Source organism: Actinomycetota bacterium, from assembly GCA_030019255.1.
In the GTDB taxonomy this organism is placed as follows: domain Bacteria; phylum Actinomycetota; class Geothermincolia; order Geothermincolales; family RBG-13-55-18; genus Solincola_A.
Window position 1 is genome coordinate 126,370 of sequence record JASEFK010000008.1, and the last position, 16,669, is coordinate 143,038.

At 58.1% G+C, this 16,669-nt stretch carries 13 protein-coding genes; 4 read left to right on the forward strand and 9 right to left on the reverse strand.

Features of this window, described 5'->3' with window-relative positions:
- Positions 1–399: 399 nt before the first annotated feature.
- The 5 genes from QME84_08770 to QME84_08790 are packed head-to-tail and all read right to left on the reverse strand — an operon-like array spanning position 400 to position 3,337.
- Entirely contained in the window at positions 400–918 is a 519-nt protein-coding gene (locus QME84_08770) for a hypothetical protein (GenBank protein MDI6874356.1), read from the reverse strand.
- 10 nt (positions 919–928) lie between these two features.
- Entirely contained in the window at positions 929–1,711 is a 783-nt protein-coding gene (locus tag QME84_08775) for a hypothetical protein (protein MDI6874357.1), read from the reverse strand.
- A 12-nt stretch (positions 1,712–1,723) separates the two neighbouring features.
- The gene (locus tag QME84_08780; GenBank protein MDI6874358.1) at positions 1,724–2,284 is read right to left on the reverse strand and encodes a hypothetical protein; all 561 of its coding nucleotides are present in this window, start codon (positions 2,282–2,284) and stop codon (positions 1,724–1,726) included.
- 23 nt (positions 2,285–2,307) lie between these two features.
- Entirely contained in the window at positions 2,308–2,823 is a 516-nt protein-coding gene (locus QME84_08785) for a hypothetical protein (protein MDI6874359.1), read from the reverse strand.
- A 10-nt stretch (positions 2,824–2,833) separates the two neighbouring features.
- Positions 2,834–3,337 (reverse strand): hypothetical protein, encoded by a 504-nt coding sequence (locus QME84_08790; GenBank protein ID MDI6874360.1) that lies wholly within the window; start codon positions 3,335–3,337, stop codon positions 2,834–2,836.
- A gap of 1,130 nt (positions 3,338–4,467) precedes the next feature.
- On the opposite strand from QME84_08790, the gene QME84_08795 reads away from it, so the two are divergent.
- On the forward strand, positions 4,468–5,106 hold the full coding sequence (locus tag QME84_08795; protein MDI6874361.1) for a hypothetical protein: 639 nt from the start codon (positions 4,468–4,470) through the stop codon (positions 5,104–5,106).
- An 89-nt stretch (positions 5,107–5,195) separates the two neighbouring features.
- Here QME84_08795 and QME84_08800 read toward each other — a convergent pair whose 3' ends face one another.
- Both QME84_08800 and QME84_08805 read right to left on the reverse strand, forming a co-directional pair.
- A complete protein-coding gene (locus QME84_08800; GenBank protein MDI6874362.1) occupies positions 5,196–6,698 on the reverse strand; it encodes an RNA polymerase sigma factor in 1,503 nt (500 codons plus the stop codon).
- An 83-nt stretch (positions 6,699–6,781) separates the two neighbouring features.
- Positions 6,782–7,192, reverse strand: coding sequence for a class E sortase (locus QME84_08805; GenBank protein ID MDI6874363.1), 411 nt, complete (start codon positions 7,190–7,192; stop codon positions 6,782–6,784).
- Positions 7,193–7,748: 556 nt separating this feature from the next.
- Between QME84_08805 and QME84_08810 the strand changes: the two genes are divergently transcribed.
- Genes QME84_08810 through QME84_08820 form a run of 3 tightly spaced genes read left to right on the forward strand, consistent with a single transcriptional unit; the run spans position 7,749 to position 10,034 of the window.
- A complete protein-coding gene (locus tag QME84_08810; GenBank protein ID MDI6874364.1) occupies positions 7,749–8,204 on the forward strand; it encodes a hypothetical protein in 456 nt (151 codons plus the stop codon).
- Entirely contained in the window at positions 8,201–9,736 is a 1,536-nt protein-coding gene (locus QME84_08815; GenBank protein MDI6874365.1) for a GMC family oxidoreductase, read from the forward strand. Before QME84_08810 ends, QME84_08815 begins: the two co-directional genes overlap by 4 nt.
- Positions 9,737–9,746: 10 nt before the next feature.
- Complete coding sequence (locus tag QME84_08820; GenBank protein ID MDI6874366.1) at positions 9,747–10,034, forward strand: SCP2 sterol-binding domain-containing protein; 288 nt, start codon at positions 9,747–9,749, stop codon at positions 10,032–10,034.
- 60 nt (positions 10,035–10,094) lie between these two features.
- Here the strand turns inward: QME84_08820 and QME84_08825 are convergent, their stop codons facing one another.
- The gene (locus tag QME84_08825; protein MDI6874367.1) at positions 10,095–11,981 is read right to left on the reverse strand and encodes an AMP-binding protein; all 1,887 of its coding nucleotides are present in this window, start codon (positions 11,979–11,981) and stop codon (positions 10,095–10,097) included.
- A 212-nt stretch (positions 11,982–12,193) separates the two neighbouring features.
- On the reverse strand, positions 12,194–16,369 hold the full coding sequence (locus QME84_08830) for a PKD domain-containing protein (GenBank protein MDI6874368.1): 4,176 nt from the start codon (positions 16,367–16,369) through the stop codon (positions 12,194–12,196).
- Positions 16,370–16,669 lie beyond the last annotated feature (300 nt).

Genomic DNA, 16,669 nt, shown 5'->3' on the forward strand with positions numbered 1-16,669 from the left:
CACCCCCGCAATCTCGCTCCACAACAAAAGCCGGAGAAGAAACCAGGTCCGCGATGGTTCACGCAACAATGTCACCGCCTCGGATGACCACCGGACGGGACGCAGGGAAAACAATAACCCACGACGGGAACGGCGAAAGAAGAGACCGCCCCGGGCGAAAGGCGGTCTCTTTGGAGGTGGCGGAGCGCTCCGCCGACTGGGGGATGTCTTTATATCCCGGCCAGGGAAAACAGCAGCGAAAACAAGCAGACCAGGCCGTAAAATCCCACCAATGCCAAGAGGAGCCGTTTAACGTAAGGACGCTCACGGATAATCCCGACAACCAGCCACATCCCAAGCACCAGAGTAATCGACGCCGAAAATACGATGAGAAATCTCGCCGTCGTCATGTCCATTACCTCACTTGTATTTACCCTCCATCATGTCGGCGATGTCCGAGGCACAGGCGTTGGATGCCCGCAGACCGTCGACCATTTCCTCCAAGGCCGCCAGGGTGCGGTTGATGTATTGAAGGGTCAGGGCGGTCTTGCCGCCCACTTCCGCCAAGGGGGACTTGGAGGCGGCGATGCGGAAACCGAGGGATCCCACGCCCAGGTTATTCCGGTCCAGGAGATCCGCCGTGGTTCCCTGAAGCTCGTTCGCCGTCCGGACCAGGTCGTTCATCCCCGACACCACTTCCACCAGGGCCTGGAGATCGGCGAGCATGGCCTCCGTCTTTTCCACCATTTCCTCGGTGGGTTTGAAGGCGGGGATGATGTCCCGCACCCCTCGTTCCTGCGCCCGCACCTCCTCCAGCAATCCCGCCTGCTTTTCGCCCATCCCCTTTTGCACGCCGATGACCTTGAGCAGCGTTCCGCCGGTTATTATTAAGCTGACCACGGTTACCAGGCCAAGTAAAAATCTAATCGCCTTCAACATCTCTTTCCCCCTACCGGCCACCCAACAGCTTTCCTATTCCCTCCAGGAGTCCCGAAAGCGGATTTCCCGATACCTGCTCGATCACCCTCAATACCTCAGGATTCAACAACGCGTTGCCCGGGGAACCGGCGGGCAGCAGAACTTGTGCGGGCGCCTCCGGCGAGGCGCTCGCAGTGGCTTCCCTGCGGGGAACGAATTCCGAAAGGCGGGACATGATATCCCCCCGCATATAGGCCCGTGCCTTGGCGCTCTTGGGTTGTATCCTGGCCAAGTACCCAAGGGTCTCGTCGAAAAGCATGGAGATGGTGGAGGCCAGGCCCACCATCCCGGATGAACCATCCGCCACTCCCTGGGTAAGGGATACGGAATCCTGCATGGCGACAAGAAGCGAGGATGAGATCGGTTTCAGCCCCCAGGCCAGGCTGAGCGTCATGCGGAGCTTACCCTCCAACACGCCCAGGGATTCGTTGGTCTCCTCGAGAAGCGGCTTCTGCCCAGACATGGCACCGTTGAGCTCCTCGACCACGGCCAGCTGCTGGTGAAGAAGCCGGTTGGTCTTTCCCACCAGCTCCAGCCTTTCATTTAGGGTACTGACGTTTTCCTTGACCTCTCCCATGATCCCGCCCATCTCCTGCATCCCGCGCAGGCTCTCGTCCACCATGTTGAAGATGTTGTAATTACAGTTGAAACTCTCCAGTGCTCCACTGGAAGCCAGGGTATAAGATATGATGGCCAGTCCCGCGAGGATCAAGCCCAACGCACCGGTTATTGCCGTTTTCCTGAACATGCTCATCCTCTCCTCTCATCAGGGCAGGTTGGGCAGGGCATAGGTGAAAAAGAGGCGGTAAGAGACCGAGTTGGCCAGCTTGTCCCTCAGGGCGGCCATCTCCCCAGCGATGGCCTGGTTGGCCTGGTTTATCCTCTCCAGGATGTCCAGGGAGGAGGCGGAGGCGTAATTCCCCTCGTCAACCGCCGAGGAGAGTTGGCGCAGATAGGGATCCAGCTCCTCCAGCGCGGCCGAAAGACGGTCTGTGTGCTCCCGGACCAGGGACAGAACGCTGTTGTTGGCCTCGATGGTCTCCACCATGGCCTCCAGGCCTTGTTTCATTTCCATCATGGCCTGAAGGGTATCCGTTATATAGCTCCCCACCATACCGGCCTTCTCGTTGAGCTCCACGGTGGGTTGGAGGGACTCCCGCATCCCATCGTTCAACTGGTTGGAGCGGACCACCAGTTCGCGCACCCTCTCCACCTTGGAGTCCACGTTGCGGGCTACCCCCAGGGTGGCCACCGTACCTCCGGCGATAACCACGGAAACCGTGGCGCACAGGGCCCACACCCCCAGGCTGAACAGTTTCACGAGCATTTCTTTCATCTCCCTGTCCCCCCTCAAGGCAATGCGGGTGTGGACTGGTTATTCTCCTGGGCCAACCGGTACATCTCCTCCACCTTCTGGAGCTGCCCGGAGGCCGCCTGCATGATCCCGGAAAGCAGGTTCCCTACATCGCCCATGACCGCCACCACCTGGGCCATGTAAAGGGAGATCTGTTCCACCATGGCGATATTGGCCAGAATGATACCGTCTATTTCACGGTTGACCGCCAGCATAGTATCGTTCATGGCCCGTATCTCCTCGGCATCGGAAACGATGGTTCGTGCCACCTCATTGGCCTCCTGGATGCCGGCCATCAGCCCATCGAATATCTCCGACATCTCGGCGAGGTTGCCCCCTTTTTCCCCCATGGATTCCTCCAGCTCAACCGCCCGGGAAAGCAGCCTCTCGTTCTCCGAGAGGCGGCTATCCAGGCCCTTGAGCTCGGCCAGCATGAGCAGGGTGTTGAGCATGAAACCCACCAGGGAAACCACTCCCACCAGCTTTGCCGCCTTGATCAGCTTCGCCTTCACCGCCCTTACCTCACATGTTGCGCATGATCTCCAGGGCACGGTCCATCTTCCCGTTTATATCCCGGTTTATACCCTCGAAAGCCATGAGGTTACCGTAGAGTAAACGCACGAGGTCCAGAGTCCTTCCGGCGATCCCCATCTGTCTCTCCGTTCCCTCCTTGAGGCCTGATTCCACCTTCAGGACCTCGCGGGCTATGGACAGGATGGTGGCCACCTGTTCTCTCTGGCGTCCGACTATATCTGCCAGCTCCTGGGATGTCCTTACCTGGTCCTGCGTCTTCCCCTCCAGGAGGTTAAGCAGCGCCTTGGATTCCTCCAGTCCTCCCTCCTTAACGTCCATGACGGCAAGGGTTTCCACCAGTTCGCCGGTATCCCGGTTCAGGCTCTCCACTTCCCGGTTGATCTTTTTCAACTGCCCGGTAAGGTTATATTTCTCAAGCTCGTCCTTCGCCGAGCAGCCACTGCCCGAGAGTGCCACCAGTGCTAGACCGACCAGTAAAATGGTAGCAGGCACACCTCGTAAAACGAGAAACCTGTGGACCTTATCCTTCCGGCATTTATCGGCAACGACCATCTTTCCCCCTTTCCGGCTCTGAAAATAAATACGGGCGAGCAGCCCTTTTCCCTCATCCGGAAACTTTGGTCCCGTACGCATTCCCGACGCCGGAAACAATTGACATCTTAAACCGCATGGTTTCGTCCGATTGCGTCAAGGATTGCTCAAAAAATTTCGGACCATGTAGTCTGCAACCCCACGGTTGTCCGGACCTCGTGCCGTCCTTCCCCGGGCAAGATCGTCATTTATTCTAAAACCCGCAGACTCCACCAGCCCCCGATTCTCCCGATCCTCGTGATTCGAAGCATGGATAAAATTCTGCTTTCTTTACGCCAGTTAATGGTCATCGCCCGAAGCATGGGGGATTCGCGGACCAGGATCGTATCTACTATCGGGAAGGCGAGCAGGTGCCCGCTTGTTACGGGTTTTCCGTAGAGTTTAGAGTCTGGAGGTGAAAGAGGATGGCCGGTAAAAAGATCCTTGCATTTATCTCGTGTTTTATCCTTTCCGCCGTATTTCTCATGACCGTTACCGGAACATGCCTCGGGGGCGATGTAACCACGGACACGCCGGTGGGTCAATCCCTACCTAAGCTGGACGACCGTTTTACGGGAGGGACCTCCTGGAGTGGAAGCGGCTCAGCGGAAGGCACCCTTTCCGCTGATGGTTCATCGGCGGGAGGTTCGGTCTCGTGGGAAGGCTCGGGCGAGGCCTCGGCATCTTCCCCGGGCATCTCTTCGAGCGGAGTCCCGCAGCTTCCCATACCAGTCCCCGGTAACACCCCTCAGCCGCCCTCCCTTCCCGTGCCTGAGGTTCCGGGTAATGCACCGGACCTGGCGGGTCTTCTGAACCCGGATTCGCTGGCCGGGTTGCTGGACCCCTCCAACCTTTCTGCCCTGCTTCCAGATGCGGGAAGTATGCCCTCTCCGGGGACTCTCCCTGGCTTGCTGGACCCAAGTGCTTTCCCGGGGATGAAGGATCTACCCGGGGTGGACGATATTGTTTCCAACCTACCCGCCCCACCCGCCGGGCAGGAAATCCCCTCCCTCCCGTCCTCCCCCGAATTTAACCCGGAGGACCTTCTCAAGATGGTGGACAAAAGCGACCGTATCCTGGTCCTTGTCTCCCTTGACGATCTCCTCGAAGCCAGGCTGGCACTGGGCAAGAACCTGGAGACAGCCCCCCTCCTGGGAATACACATCGCCTTCTTCAAGGCCCTGGCCGCGGAAGGCAGCCTGGGCCTGAAGAAGGTGAACGACGACGCCTTTCTGGTGCCCCTCGAGTTCTACCTGAAGTACTGGGCGGGCGATCAGGGATGGCAGGAGATCTTCAACCTGCTGCTGCCCCTGGAGATCAGCTTCCCCGGGGCGGGAATGCTGCCGGAGGGAGTGCAGGACCTTCTCGATAAACTCTACGAGTTTGTCCTCAAGCCTTTGCTCCCCCTGCTTCCCATATACCAACCGGAGGAACCGCCCTCCGTCGAACCGCCTGTGCCGGAGGAGGAAAAGGAGGTCCCTCCAGTAGAGGTCGGCGGCGAAGTAGTCACCAACCCACAGGGGACGGGAGAGCTGGCCAACCCACAGGGGACGGGAGAGCTGGGCGATCACCTTCCCTTCACCGGGGCCGAACTCACTCTTCTCCTGGGCATCATCATGGCCCTTTCCGCCGCCGGCTCCCTCCTCGGCCGCCTGGAGAGGAAATTCAAGAACAAAGCGGGTGGATTCTAACGGCTTTTCCCGGGTCGTTTAAAAAAATCCAAACGGTCTCCGTCCAAGCTCGGCGTTCTAAAGGACGGGGGCCGTTTTCATATCCATATTCAGGGGGCCGGGTTGCCCTGGATTCCTACGGGAAGCAGGCCGGAGAGCACAGTCTCCGTGGCGCCGGGCAACAGGCCGATGATGTCGTTCAGTTGTTGGAAAGAAGCACCGAGAGCGCAGGCGCCCGTCTCCTCCACGCCAACCAGGGTCCCGGACAGCACGTCAAGTGTATTTACCAATGCGGCTTCCGCAGACGTTTCCGATCGAGGTTCCAGGCTCTCCGCTTTAACGTCCGTGGACAATGCCTCAAGCGATGCCTCCGTTCTGGAGCCTATTTCCAGCACCGTCCCTTCAGCGGCACAGGTAACGTCCATTGCCGTCCCCACGGCATCGCTCGTCAGGCCCTTTAGTTCCGCCCAAGGTGTATCGGCGGGAAGCAAGTAACAAAGCAGCATTTCCTCCGGCAGCCCCAGAGCGGCGACCGTTTTCGCCGTAATTCCCAAGAGGTATGCCCATAGAGTTTCCGCCGTTCCCAGCAACGTCCCTAGTAGATTCCCGCCACCTCGCACGATCGCCCGCAATACCTCTCCCCCACCCGTCACCACATCCCGCCAGGGGAACTGTACATCCTCAAGCGGCGGAGACGGCAACGCCACCAACCGGTCGTCGGTCTCCACCCTTTTCCGGGTGTCATAACTCCCTTCCCCGTACCTGCCTTGCTCCGCCGTGAGTTCGCTCTCACGGTTCAGCACTCTGGCGGGCAGGTTTTCACGTGCTTCTCCCACGCGGTACCCTTCACCCCCCACCACCAACAAGAAGCCCGAACCCACGACGGCGCATACCAGAAGACAAATTGCCATGATATTCCAGATCGCGTTTCCCGCTCCTGCGACCCCGGTAACGTGGGTTACACTGCCCCAGCGGAAGCAACGAGAAACCGACTCTCCCACGGAGAGAAGCTTTCTCTTCAACTTCGCCAGATATACGACCAACGCGGCCCACCAGCCACCTTCCCGGGCTCCGACAAGCTCCTTCTTCAACTGAGACTTGGCGCGGTGGAGGAGGCTCTCCACGGCCTTCTCGGTAAGACCGAGGTCGGAAGCTATCTCCCGGTAGGACATACCCTGGTATTCACGCATGATGAGCGCACGAGCATAATGTCGTGGAAGCTTCGACACCGCCGTCCTCACCTCTTGAGACACCTCGTTGGAAAGGCAACACTCTTCCGGGTCAAGGACCCTATACCCATGGCACACATGGTCACCATCGAATGCGTTTGGGTTCTCCTCGTCCGGCCACAACCTCACCTTCACCGTTCCGTTGTTCTTACGGAAGTGGTCGATGAGGAGGTTCTGGGCCACGCGGTAGACGAGGTTGCGGGCATAGCCGTCCCCGTCGATTTCCTTGCCGCTGCGCAGCAGCCGCAGAAACACTTCCTGGGACAGGTCCTCCGCGGTTCCTTCGTCGAGCCCTTTTCTCACGAAGAAGCTGAGAAGCTGGTGGTGATAACTGCGATAGAGGCCCTCGATACGCTGAACGCCGAGTGTCTTTACACCCCCCATGGCAATTCCCTCCCTTGCATCACTTTTATGTCACCTGCTCGGCGTTCAAATTAATTATAAATAAATAGACAAAGAAAGGCAATCTATTCAACTATCTCCGTGGCCTCCCCGGATTCGGCCCGTACCACCAGCCTTTTCCGGGCGGAAAAGAGCGGGTGGCAGGCTATCAGGGTAAGGGCCCTGCCGTCGACTTTCTCCATCACCCACACCTCATCCGGGTTTACGACCAGTTTACGCTTGATCAGGTAGGTATGTATCGAACCGTCCCTCCCGGAAAGAATCACGCGATCACCTTCCGAGAGCTCGTCAAGGCGGAAGAAGGGTCGCGAATGGGTGGTACGGTGCCCGGCGATCACGCAGTTCCCCTCCTCTCCCGGGTAGGCGGTCCCCGCCAGGTGGGCCGGACCCTTGTTGAGGTTTTCCCGGTCATCCACGTTGGCCATCTCCACGACGGGAGCCGAGAGCCCGATACGTGGTATCTCGATCCAGCCCACAACATCCCCCGGCGATGCCGGACCTGATGCCGGACCTTGCTCTTCCCACCTTGAAGTCAGTTCCTCGACGAATCCCCTCGCTTCCCTGTCTTGCGCGAAATAATGGGTAAGCGTAACGACAAGAAGGCCCGCCACCCCGAGCAACAGGATTTTTCGGAAGACACACAACCCGCGGATTAAAATCCGCGTCGCCCGTATGCTGTTCAATTTTCCTAACCACCGTTCCCAAGGATCCGTTGTGCCCAACCATATATACGAGTGACGATCCCCTTTCCCTCGTCTGTACGGCTCCGCCGCATGCTGCCGGCATGTGGCATATCCTAACCGTTTTTCCGAGTTTTCCTAGGGAAGCTCGGATTCCGGACATGGCCCGCCGCAGCGAGAAGTTCAACAAGAGTAGCCGAGGTGTCCTTCCATCCTATCGGATGGCTGGATATGGCGGGCGGGAGCAGTGGTTTTCTCCAAGGAAACGCGGGAAAACGCCTCCGAAATCGTATTTCACTTTTTGAAAGACCGAGGTTTCCCGAGGATCCGGAATATCCAGCAGGAGGAATGCATGAACATTTTCCGTAAACAGATCGAAAAACTGGTCAAATTCTATTTCCGCAGTAGCTACTGGAGCGGGATGCCCGAGCCGGACCCGGAAGGCCAGGCCTCTTTCGTCATCTGGTATCTACGTACGGGTGCCCCGGAGTTCCGCTGGCTCTACGGGACTTGCCTGATCGGCCTGCACCTGCTCTCCCTTGTGCTGGGGGGCAGAACCTTCCACCGATTGAGCGATACCCGGAAGGAAGAGCTGATGAACCGGCTACTTGCAAGCCGAAATCCTCTTCTCCGTGGCATTCCCGTGCTCCTGAGCCTGCCCGTCCTCATCTCCTATTACCGAAGGGACGAGGTCAGGGTGCCTTTGGGCTTCGATCCCCAGAGCCTGAAAAAGGATGCCGAGCTGCATCCGGTAACCCGGGGAAAGGAAAAATCGCCGCAAGAGCAAATGGCTGGTGAGGCGAGATGATCTATGGGCTCGAGCATGTAGATTCGCATGTAAGGCGCACTGTTGACGTGGTTATCGTGGGATCGGGAGCAGGGGGCGGCCCGGTGGCCAGGGAGCTTTCCGGTGCCGGATACTCCGTGGCGGTGCTGGAAGAGGGGGCCTATTTCACCCGGGAGGATTTCAACCTGGACCCCGTGGACTCCCTGGTGAAGATGTACAGGGACGCCGGCCAGACCATGACCCTGGGAATCCCTTCCATCCTCCTTCCCATGGGGAAGACGGTGGGAGGCACCACGACCATCAACTCGGGCACCGCCCTGCGCATCCTCAAGCCTGTCCTGAAGAAATGGCAGGTGGTGCACGGACTCCGGGACCTCACCGAGGAAGAACTGAACCTCATCTACGCGCATCTTGAGGAATACCTTTTCGTGAAGCGGGCGGACCCGGAGGTGGCGGGAAAGGTGGCCCAGACCTTCCTGCGGGGTGCGGAAAAGCTGGGGCTGTCTTCGGGATGGCTTCCACGCAACGCCAAGGACTGCGAGGGATACGGGTCCTGCGTCTTCGGTTGCCCCAACGATTCCAAGCAGAGCGTCAACGTCACCTTTATACCCGACGCGGTTGCAAATGGAGCGGACGTCTACACCTCCTGCCGCGTCGAAAGGATAAAGCTGGAAAACGGCAGGGCTACAGGAGTGAAAGGGTCCTTCGTGGATCCTCTCACCGGTAAGCGGAAGAAATTCGGGGTGGACATCGATGCCCGGGTGGTGGTCCTGGCGGCGGGAGCCGTCTGTACCCCTCACCTCCTCCTCCGGCAGGGGATCTGCAACTCCAGCGGCCAGGTAGGCAGAAACCTTGAAATCCATCCGGCTGTCCAGACGGTCGCCCTCTTCGACGAGATCATGGGCCCTCCTAAGGGAATACCGCAGGCCTGTTACGTAGACGAGTTCAAGGACGAGGGTATCATGCTGGAAGGCGGCACCGTCCCGCCGGAAATCCACTCCCTGGCCCTGCCCTTCGCCGGGAAGAAGCACTTCAAGCTGATGAATGAATACCCGCGGATGGGCATCTTCGGCGGTATGGTGTCGGACACCGATTCCTGGGGAAGGGTCGCCGACCTGCCGCGAGCTGGAGGGCGGCCCACCATGCTCTACATGTTGCGGGGAAAGGACGTGGAGAAGGCGAAATTCGCCGTGCAGCTTATGGCCGAGGTCTGGTTCGCCGCCGGGGCCCGCAAGGTGATAACCCCCATCGCCGGGCATTACGAGATACGCGGGGCTAAAGACCTGAAGCGGCTGGAGAAGAGCCCGGTTAAAGCCCGTGACTTCTACGCCATGACCGCCTACCATCCCCTGGGCACATGCAGGATGGGGGACGACCCCGAATGGTCGGTAGTCAAACCCACCGGCGAGAGCTGGGATGTGGAAAACCTCTACCTCTGCGACGGCAGCGTGCTCCCCTCCTCGCCGGGCGTGAACCCTCAACTGACCATCATGGCCCTGGCCCTGCGTACCGCCGGTTTCATAGACGAGAAACTGTCCGGAGGTAACGTGTGAGGAAAGGGGGATAGTTCCCCACGAAGCAGCCGAAAAAGCCGACTACCAGATAACCGGTGATTACGCGAAGTGGAAATCGGTGCTGGCCAAGGAACCGGACGTGGTCAAGGCCATAATGCAGGGGAAACTGAAGTTGCGCGGTGACCTACCTACCATAGTCCGCAATGTCAAGGCCGCCACCAGGCTGGTGGACCTGGCGGGCAAGGTGGAAGGCAGGTTCCCCGACGAGATGTCCCCGGAGGAAAGGGAAACCTTCCGGAAGTGGGTCAACGATATGCGCAAGGAATTCGGGGTTTAAAACCAGGCTAGCCCCTTAATAAAGGGTAAGCTTGTCCTAAAGCAAATTCGATTTCGACATTTATTCGGCTCGAGCAGCCGCCTTAAAACCTTCTTGGTCCTCTTGGGCCTGACTTTCCTGCATCTTTCTTATCTCCTGCTCGCGCAGAAGCTTTTTGTTCACCTTGTATACCTCGGTCAGGGGCATCTCGTCCACGATGACGATGCTCCTCGGACGGGCATACTTTGCCACCCTCTGCGAGAGGTATTTAAAGTAATCATTTTCGGTCACCTTCCCCACGTACTCCGGTTTAAGCTGGATAAAGACCTTCACCAGCTCGCTTCCCGGCCTCGCCGGGTCCGGCACACCGATGGTGGCAGCAAGAGCCGTGGCCTCGTGTTCGTAGAGGATATCGTCTATTTCGCGGGTGTATACCTTGTATCCGGAGACGTTGACCATGTCCTTGGTCCTGTCCACTACCGAGAAATATCCTTTCTCGTCCATGCGCACGATGTCACCGGTGTGGATGTATCCATCCTCGTCCATGCCGCTTCCCGGCTGGGGCCAGTAACCGAGCATCCTCTGTGGCCCGCTCAGGAGCATCTCCCCGGTCATCCCTTGCTGGACCATTTCCTCCCAGGAAAGTTCCTTCCCGGTGTCGGGGTCAACTACCTTCACCAAGGTGTCCGGCACGGGGATGCCGATGCTTCCCCTTTTCTCCATGGACTTCAACTTCCGGGACTTTCCGCTGAACCTGGTCAAGAAGGAGACCAGGGAAGTGAAGAGCTCTCCAAACCGCTTGTATCCCACGAGCTTTATCAGCCCGCGGTTCAGGGCGATGCCCAGGGGATTGAAGAGGAGGACGTTGTTCAGCTTGATGGCCGCCCTCCCCCCGAAAAGTCGGATGTTCGAGGAGATGTTGAAGTGGGTAACCGGCGACATCTCCGAGAGGCCATATCCCTCCGAGATGAGGCTTCCGCTGGCTTTTTCGAATTCCTCCTGCACGGTGGGGGGCAGGGCTGCTGAGCCGGATATCCCGATTATGCGGGTGTTCTTAAGGTCCTCCTGGAGCATCTTCATGAATTGGGTAGGCACCCCTATCTGCATGATGGGATGGTATTCCCTTATCATTTGGAGCATGGACCTGGTATCCCTGGGATCAATGACCAGGAGCAAGGTGGCACCCATTTGAATCATGGTGTGCATCATGCAATGCCCGTAGCTGTGGAAGAAGGGCAATCCCATGAGCACGGCCATGTTGCCCTCCAGCACCTTGGTTATCCTTCCGTAAACCGAGGTGCTCTGCAGGGCGTTGGCCACTATGTTGCGGTGGGTGAGCATGCATCCCTTGGGAACCCCTGTCGTTCCGCCGGTGAAGAGGAGGGTCTCCAAGTCCTGGGCCGGATTGATATCCACCCCCAGCGGTCGGGGCTCGGCGTCCTCCAGCACCTCGAGGAGCTGGGGGAATTCGCCTCCTTTCGTCTTCTCGGGAGGAAGTTCGGAGAAATCCGCCACGTTGGACACGACCACCTGGTGGAGGGCTTTGAAGTTTAACCGAAGATATTCCGCCGTCTCAAGGTGTTCGTCCAGGCAGATCAACACCTTGGGCGTCCCTTCCCGGAACTTGTGCAGCAGGGTGTCCCGGGCCTCCAGGAAGCTGCAGGGCATGTGCACCGCCCCCGCCTTGGACACGGCGGCATCGGCGATAACGAACTGTATGGAGGTGGGCAGCATGGTGGCTACCCGGTCCCCCTTGCCCACTCCCATATCCCTGAGGACGCCGGCCAGCCGATCCGCCTTTTCCTTTATATCCGCGTAGGAAAGTTCCAAGCCCAGTTGCACGCAACCCATGCCTGGAAATCTCTCTGCCGCCCGGTCCAGGAAATAGTGGGTGGGCACCTCCGGGTAGGGCTCCAGGCTCACCGGAATTCCTACATCTCGATATTCCTGAAACCAGGGTGCCTCCATTCCCAAACCTCCTCTTGAGACAATCCGATATGCCGACCAGACACTGATTAATACGATTAAAAGACATGACGCCTTCGCTCAGCGGCACTGGCAAAGATGTGGGTGTACGGACAAGAAGGGAAGGGCTTTCGGTATATTCCCTACTTTTTCCTGCAGGTGCCCAGGGTGCCTCCTCCTGCCTTCGGCTACCCGTTTTTCCGGCATCCGGCTAACTACCTGGGCCTAAACCTGGAAACCCCACCGAAAGTGCCGGTATAAACACAGCCGTCGAGGCCTATCTCCGTCGCCGCATAGAAACTGTTGGCGAATGGCAAGAAATCTTGTCCAAAGTTGACGATTCCGAATATGGAGATGGGTATCCGATAATAAAACCTCGATTTACCGTTATCCCAGTCAACCGCCTCCAGGGTCCAGCAACCGTTTCTCTGCCCAGTGACATATATGAGATTCGTCTCTGAGCTCATGCAGGGTATGCAGTTGGGCACGCTTATATCCGGGTTCGCCCAAACCCTTTCCAACTTGCGCTTAGTCGCGTTCCATCTAAATTTTTCTATCCCCCGGGGGGCAATACCGGGAATGTTGGAGAGGAGCATGGTGTAGGGTTGCAGAGAAGGAGGTATACTATCAAAAATGTTTGATCCCAAGGTATTGCTCACGAATACCACCTCGTAACCGCGCACCAATGGAGATTGGTCGGTATAACTTTCGGTAGCGCTTGAGTCGCCGAAGGTGATGGGCACCTCGGCAGCTATCCTGGGGTCTTTTCCTTTGGCTATCGGCTTCCAGCCCTTGGGGATTTCGTCCCTCCAAAAGAGCACCGCTTTCATCAGCTTCGCCCCGTCGGCTATGACCACGAAACGATCTCCCGGCCCGGTTCCCATGAGGGTGGGCGTCGTCCCCGACCCCTTGCCGAGGCGTCCACCTTGCTGCCCTGTGTCGGTGTCGTATTCCGCACTCCATGCACCTTTCCGTGGGTCTAGAGTTAGCTCATTACCCGTCCACTGAACTCTGTACATCTTGCGGTCGGTGACTACGTATATCCCGCCTTTTTCACAGGCAGCGATGGAGTTGGAGACTTGCTCCAGTTCCTCCAAGGTTGTATTAGGATCACGGCCTTTTTCGCCGTTGAGTGAAATGTAATGGGCCGACTGCGGATCAAGTTGCCGATTGATCACCCCAACGGTTCCCAGGTTGGTGACGAAGGCGATCATCCCATCGTAAGTCATGGTCATACCCACGACCTTCTCCTCGCCGGGCCGTATAAGCTCAGCGTCTGGAATCTTAAAACTGGCTTTGAGTTTTATTTTGGAGAAACGATTGCCGGGTGTCTCATCGCAAAACGCATTTATACCGTCCTCCACGGGCACGAAGAAGTTGCCATCCCTGTCCAGGATGTTATAAGCACCTGTTATAGATCCGAGTTGCAGACCCTTCCCCTCCTCCACCTGTGGATAATATTGGTCGATGAAAGTGAAGGTGTCGGGATCCATCTTGAAGATTTGTCCCGTGAATCCCACCCCGGAACCCCAGATAACCCTTCTTCCGTCCGGATAAGGTGATGAGAATGTGAGTACGATTGGGGTATCGGCTATGAGCGGGAGTCGCTTGTACTCGATGTCGGCATCAGTTGGGCCGGGGAAAGGTGAAGAAGCCTGACAGTATGAGTTTCTATGGCTCTGCGACCAATACACGTCGGCAAGATAAGGGTTCCGGGGCGGTTCATCACTCCACGCTTTCTTGTTGCCTACCACAATTCTGCAGATGTCATTTGCACTTGCCCCCCTATCGTCCATCACCCTGAGAGTTACGGTGTACTCCCCTTCAGAGTGGTAGGCATGGGTGACGGTCTTGCCGGTGGCACTCTCCCCGTCACCGAAATCCCAGTGCCAGGAGACGATATCCCCGTCGGGATCGTGAGAGGCGGAGCCGTCGCAGATTATCTCCTCCCCCACCTCGGCGGTGGTGGTGCTGGCCTGGATGACGGCCACCGGAAAGGCGTTAGGGGGATGGGGTTGGGGCAGTCCGAGGATCTTTTTCAAGTCCACATGCTGCCAGGGGTCGTCGTAGTAGCCATGCAGGGACCACATCTCCAGGGAATGGTTGTCCATGAGCACGTGATGGCCCTTCACCGACTGGGTGGTGTCCGTGCCGTAGTAATCGCAGCGGGCGGGATTGAGGAAGTCGATGAGCCACATGGCCGTGTTGCGGTCTATGGCCCCGTAATATTTGAGGATGGCGTCCACCATAATGTCGTAGCGCCACTCCGACTCCCTTCCCCCGCCCTGCTGGGTATCGATGGTGTGGTAGAAGAGTCCCATCTGGGTGAGGTTCATGCGGGGTAGGATGTAGTGGTTGGTCATGGCCACCAGGCCCGGTTCGCTCTCCCTTTGCAGGGGAAAGGCTGAGATCACCGTCTTCTCCCTCTCCGGGACCAGCGGGTCCTGCAGGGGGATGACGATGCGATATTCCTCCAGTCCCTCCGGGTCCACGTAGTCGGCGGTCCTCACCGCCACCCCTCGGTCGGGGTGCACATCTCCAAGAACGGGGAGCACATCCGCCGTCCCCTCCACAAGGTCCCCCACTCCGGTTATTAGCTTCCCGGCTCCATCCATCAGCCGTACGGGGAGGGTCTCCTCCACGCCAGCCACGAGAGTGGAGAGGCCGGGCAATATCCCGAGCAAGGTGGAGAAAAGGTCGTCTCCTTCCGGGGTCAGGCGGTCGGCCACCGTCTCCAGTACCACCGCCTCCGGCCCCTTCCCATCGGCAATCATGAAAAGCCAGGAAACCCCTCGGGAGGTGTTTCTCACCATTTCGATGCCCTCCTGGAGGTCGGAGGCGTACTGCACCACCTGGCGGCAGAGGAGCAGGCACCCCATGCCGCTAACCAGGGCACGGTTCTGCCGGTTGGGGACCATGTCCATGCCGAAGCTTACCCCCTGGATGTTCAAGGCGGTGGGAAAGCCCACGAAACCCGGTGCGGCGGATGCAGCCAGGGGAAAACCTTCCGTGGGTTTATGTACCATGATCAGGGCCTCATCGGAGAACACGTCTCCACCGGTGGTGAACATGAAGTCGCGGCCATGGTAGAGTCGGCCGTCCCGGGTTCCCTCCCCGAAGACGGAGAATTCGTTGCACAGGAGGCTCCCTCCCTGGTAGACGAGGGAATAGAGGAAATCAAACCCCACGTTGATCAAGAAAACGTCTTGGTAGGTGACGTCGAAGCCCCGGTCCTGACACCCTGCGGCGATGCCCCGCATCTCCCGGCAGAACTCCTCCGGAACGGCATACTCCTGGGAGAGCACCGCCTGGGCCATAACGCGCCGCACGGTCTGGACGAAAAACGGAACCTCGGCAAGCGCTCCCAGGGGACCGGCGAAGCCCTTGATAAGGCCCTTTATAAAGTTATCCACGTAATCGTGGGTCATGCGGTACACGCCCTCCGGGCAGAGATAGCCCTCGGCGTAACCCCTCTCGAAGGCGTCCCCTTCCAAGTAGAGAAGCTTCTTCCCAGCGCTGTTCTGGGCCAGGTAGGAGCTCTTGTAGGTGGCGATGGGCTGGTAGTCATCGGGGGCGATGGAGTTGGAGAGCTGGAGCGGGACCGCCGTGACGGTCACATAATCAGGCTCGCTTTCCAGCTCACCGTCGCTTACCTTAAGCTCAATCACATACTCCCCCTCCCGGTCGGGGATGAAGGCGGGGTTCACGGAGGTAGGGTCGTCCAGGGAAGCCTCGCTTCCTTCCGGTTTTTCGACCATGTTCCATGTATAACTCAACGGATCGCCGTCAGGGTCATTGCTCTTGCTTCCATCCAGTTGTGCTTTTTCCCCGATCACGACTTCCAGGTCGGACCCGGCGTCAGCCACGGGAGGGCGGTTGAGAGAGGCTTCCACAACCTTCACCCGCAAAGTGTCCTTGTCCGTCGCCCCTCTATCGTCTCTCACGGTAAGTGTTACCTTGTAATTCCCCGTTTCCCGGTATGCATGAACAGCCTTGACGCCTGAAAACTCCTCTCCGTCACCAAAATCCCAGTGCCAGGAGACTATCTCTCCATCAGGGTCTCGAGAGGAAGAAGCATCGAAGGTTATCGCTTCTCCTTCCTCGGCCATGGTCTTGTCGGCTTCCGCCACGGCCTTTGGCTTCTTGTTGACCCCATTCCTCCCGGATTTGCCTATCTGCTGACCGGGCTGCTTCCCAGGCTCCTCCAAAAATGAAGGGGGATGCGATGCCTGGTGCCGCAAAGACGTTCTGTTAGAGATTTCCTCCGCAAAGCCACCTGCCGACGCGGGAAGCGGCGAGAAAGCGAGCCCTGCAACCAGGGATAACAGAACGAGAAAGGGAAGTGCGCGGATAGAGAAGCGGAGAAAGGGAGACCGTATTTTTCCCACCATGATGTCAGCGAGATATGTCATAGCGCTACCCTCCTTCACAATTAAAAATTCCTTAACCGCCGGGCGAAAGACTCCCTGCCCAAACTTCTAATACGGATGATCGAGGCGCATCCTTCATCGATGGAGGCGCGGAATTGATAAAACCTGAGTAGTTCAGGACATCGAGGGGAATCTTTACCGCCAGATATGCGAACTTTCATTCCTGTATTGGGGACTTCGATGGGTAACCGCTTACCAACCTAACCTTTCAAGCTTTCTTCCCGTGACGTCTTTTCCGTTCTCCCATATGGAACACGGTTG

What these genes read in the sequence shown, in the direction of transcription:
- QME84_08780 (MDI6874358.1), bottom strand. Translation starts at nt 2,284, where the DNA reads ATGCTCGTGAAACTGTTCAGCCTGGGGGTGTGGGCCCTGTGCGCCACG.
- QME84_08795 (MDI6874361.1), top strand. Translation starts at nt 4,468, where the DNA reads ATGGTGGACAAAAGCGACCGTATCCTGGTCCTTGTCTCCCTTGACGAT.
- QME84_08775 (MDI6874357.1), bottom strand. Translation starts at nt 1,711, where the DNA reads ATGAGCATGTTCAGGAAAACGGCAATAACCGGTGCGTTGGGCTTGATC.
- QME84_08770 (MDI6874356.1), bottom strand. Translation starts at nt 918, where the DNA reads ATGTTGAAGGCGATTAGATTTTTACTTGGCCTGGTAACCGTGGTCAGC.
- QME84_08825 (MDI6874367.1), bottom strand. Translation starts at nt 11,981, where the DNA reads ATGGAGGCACCCTGGTTTCAGGAATATCGAGATGTAGGAATTCCGGTG.
- QME84_08810 (MDI6874364.1), top strand. Translation starts at nt 7,749, where the DNA reads ATGAACATTTTCCGTAAACAGATCGAAAAACTGGTCAAATTCTATTTC.
- QME84_08815 (MDI6874365.1), top strand. Translation starts at nt 8,201, where the DNA reads ATGATCTATGGGCTCGAGCATGTAGATTCGCATGTAAGGCGCACTGTT.
- QME84_08800 (MDI6874362.1), bottom strand. Translation starts at nt 6,698, where the DNA reads ATGGGGGGTGTAAAGACACTCGGCGTTCAGCGTATCGAGGGCCTCTAT.
- QME84_08830 (MDI6874368.1), bottom strand. Translation starts at nt 16,369, where the DNA reads ATGGTGGGAAAAATACGGTCTCCCTTTCTCCGCTTCTCTATCCGCGCA.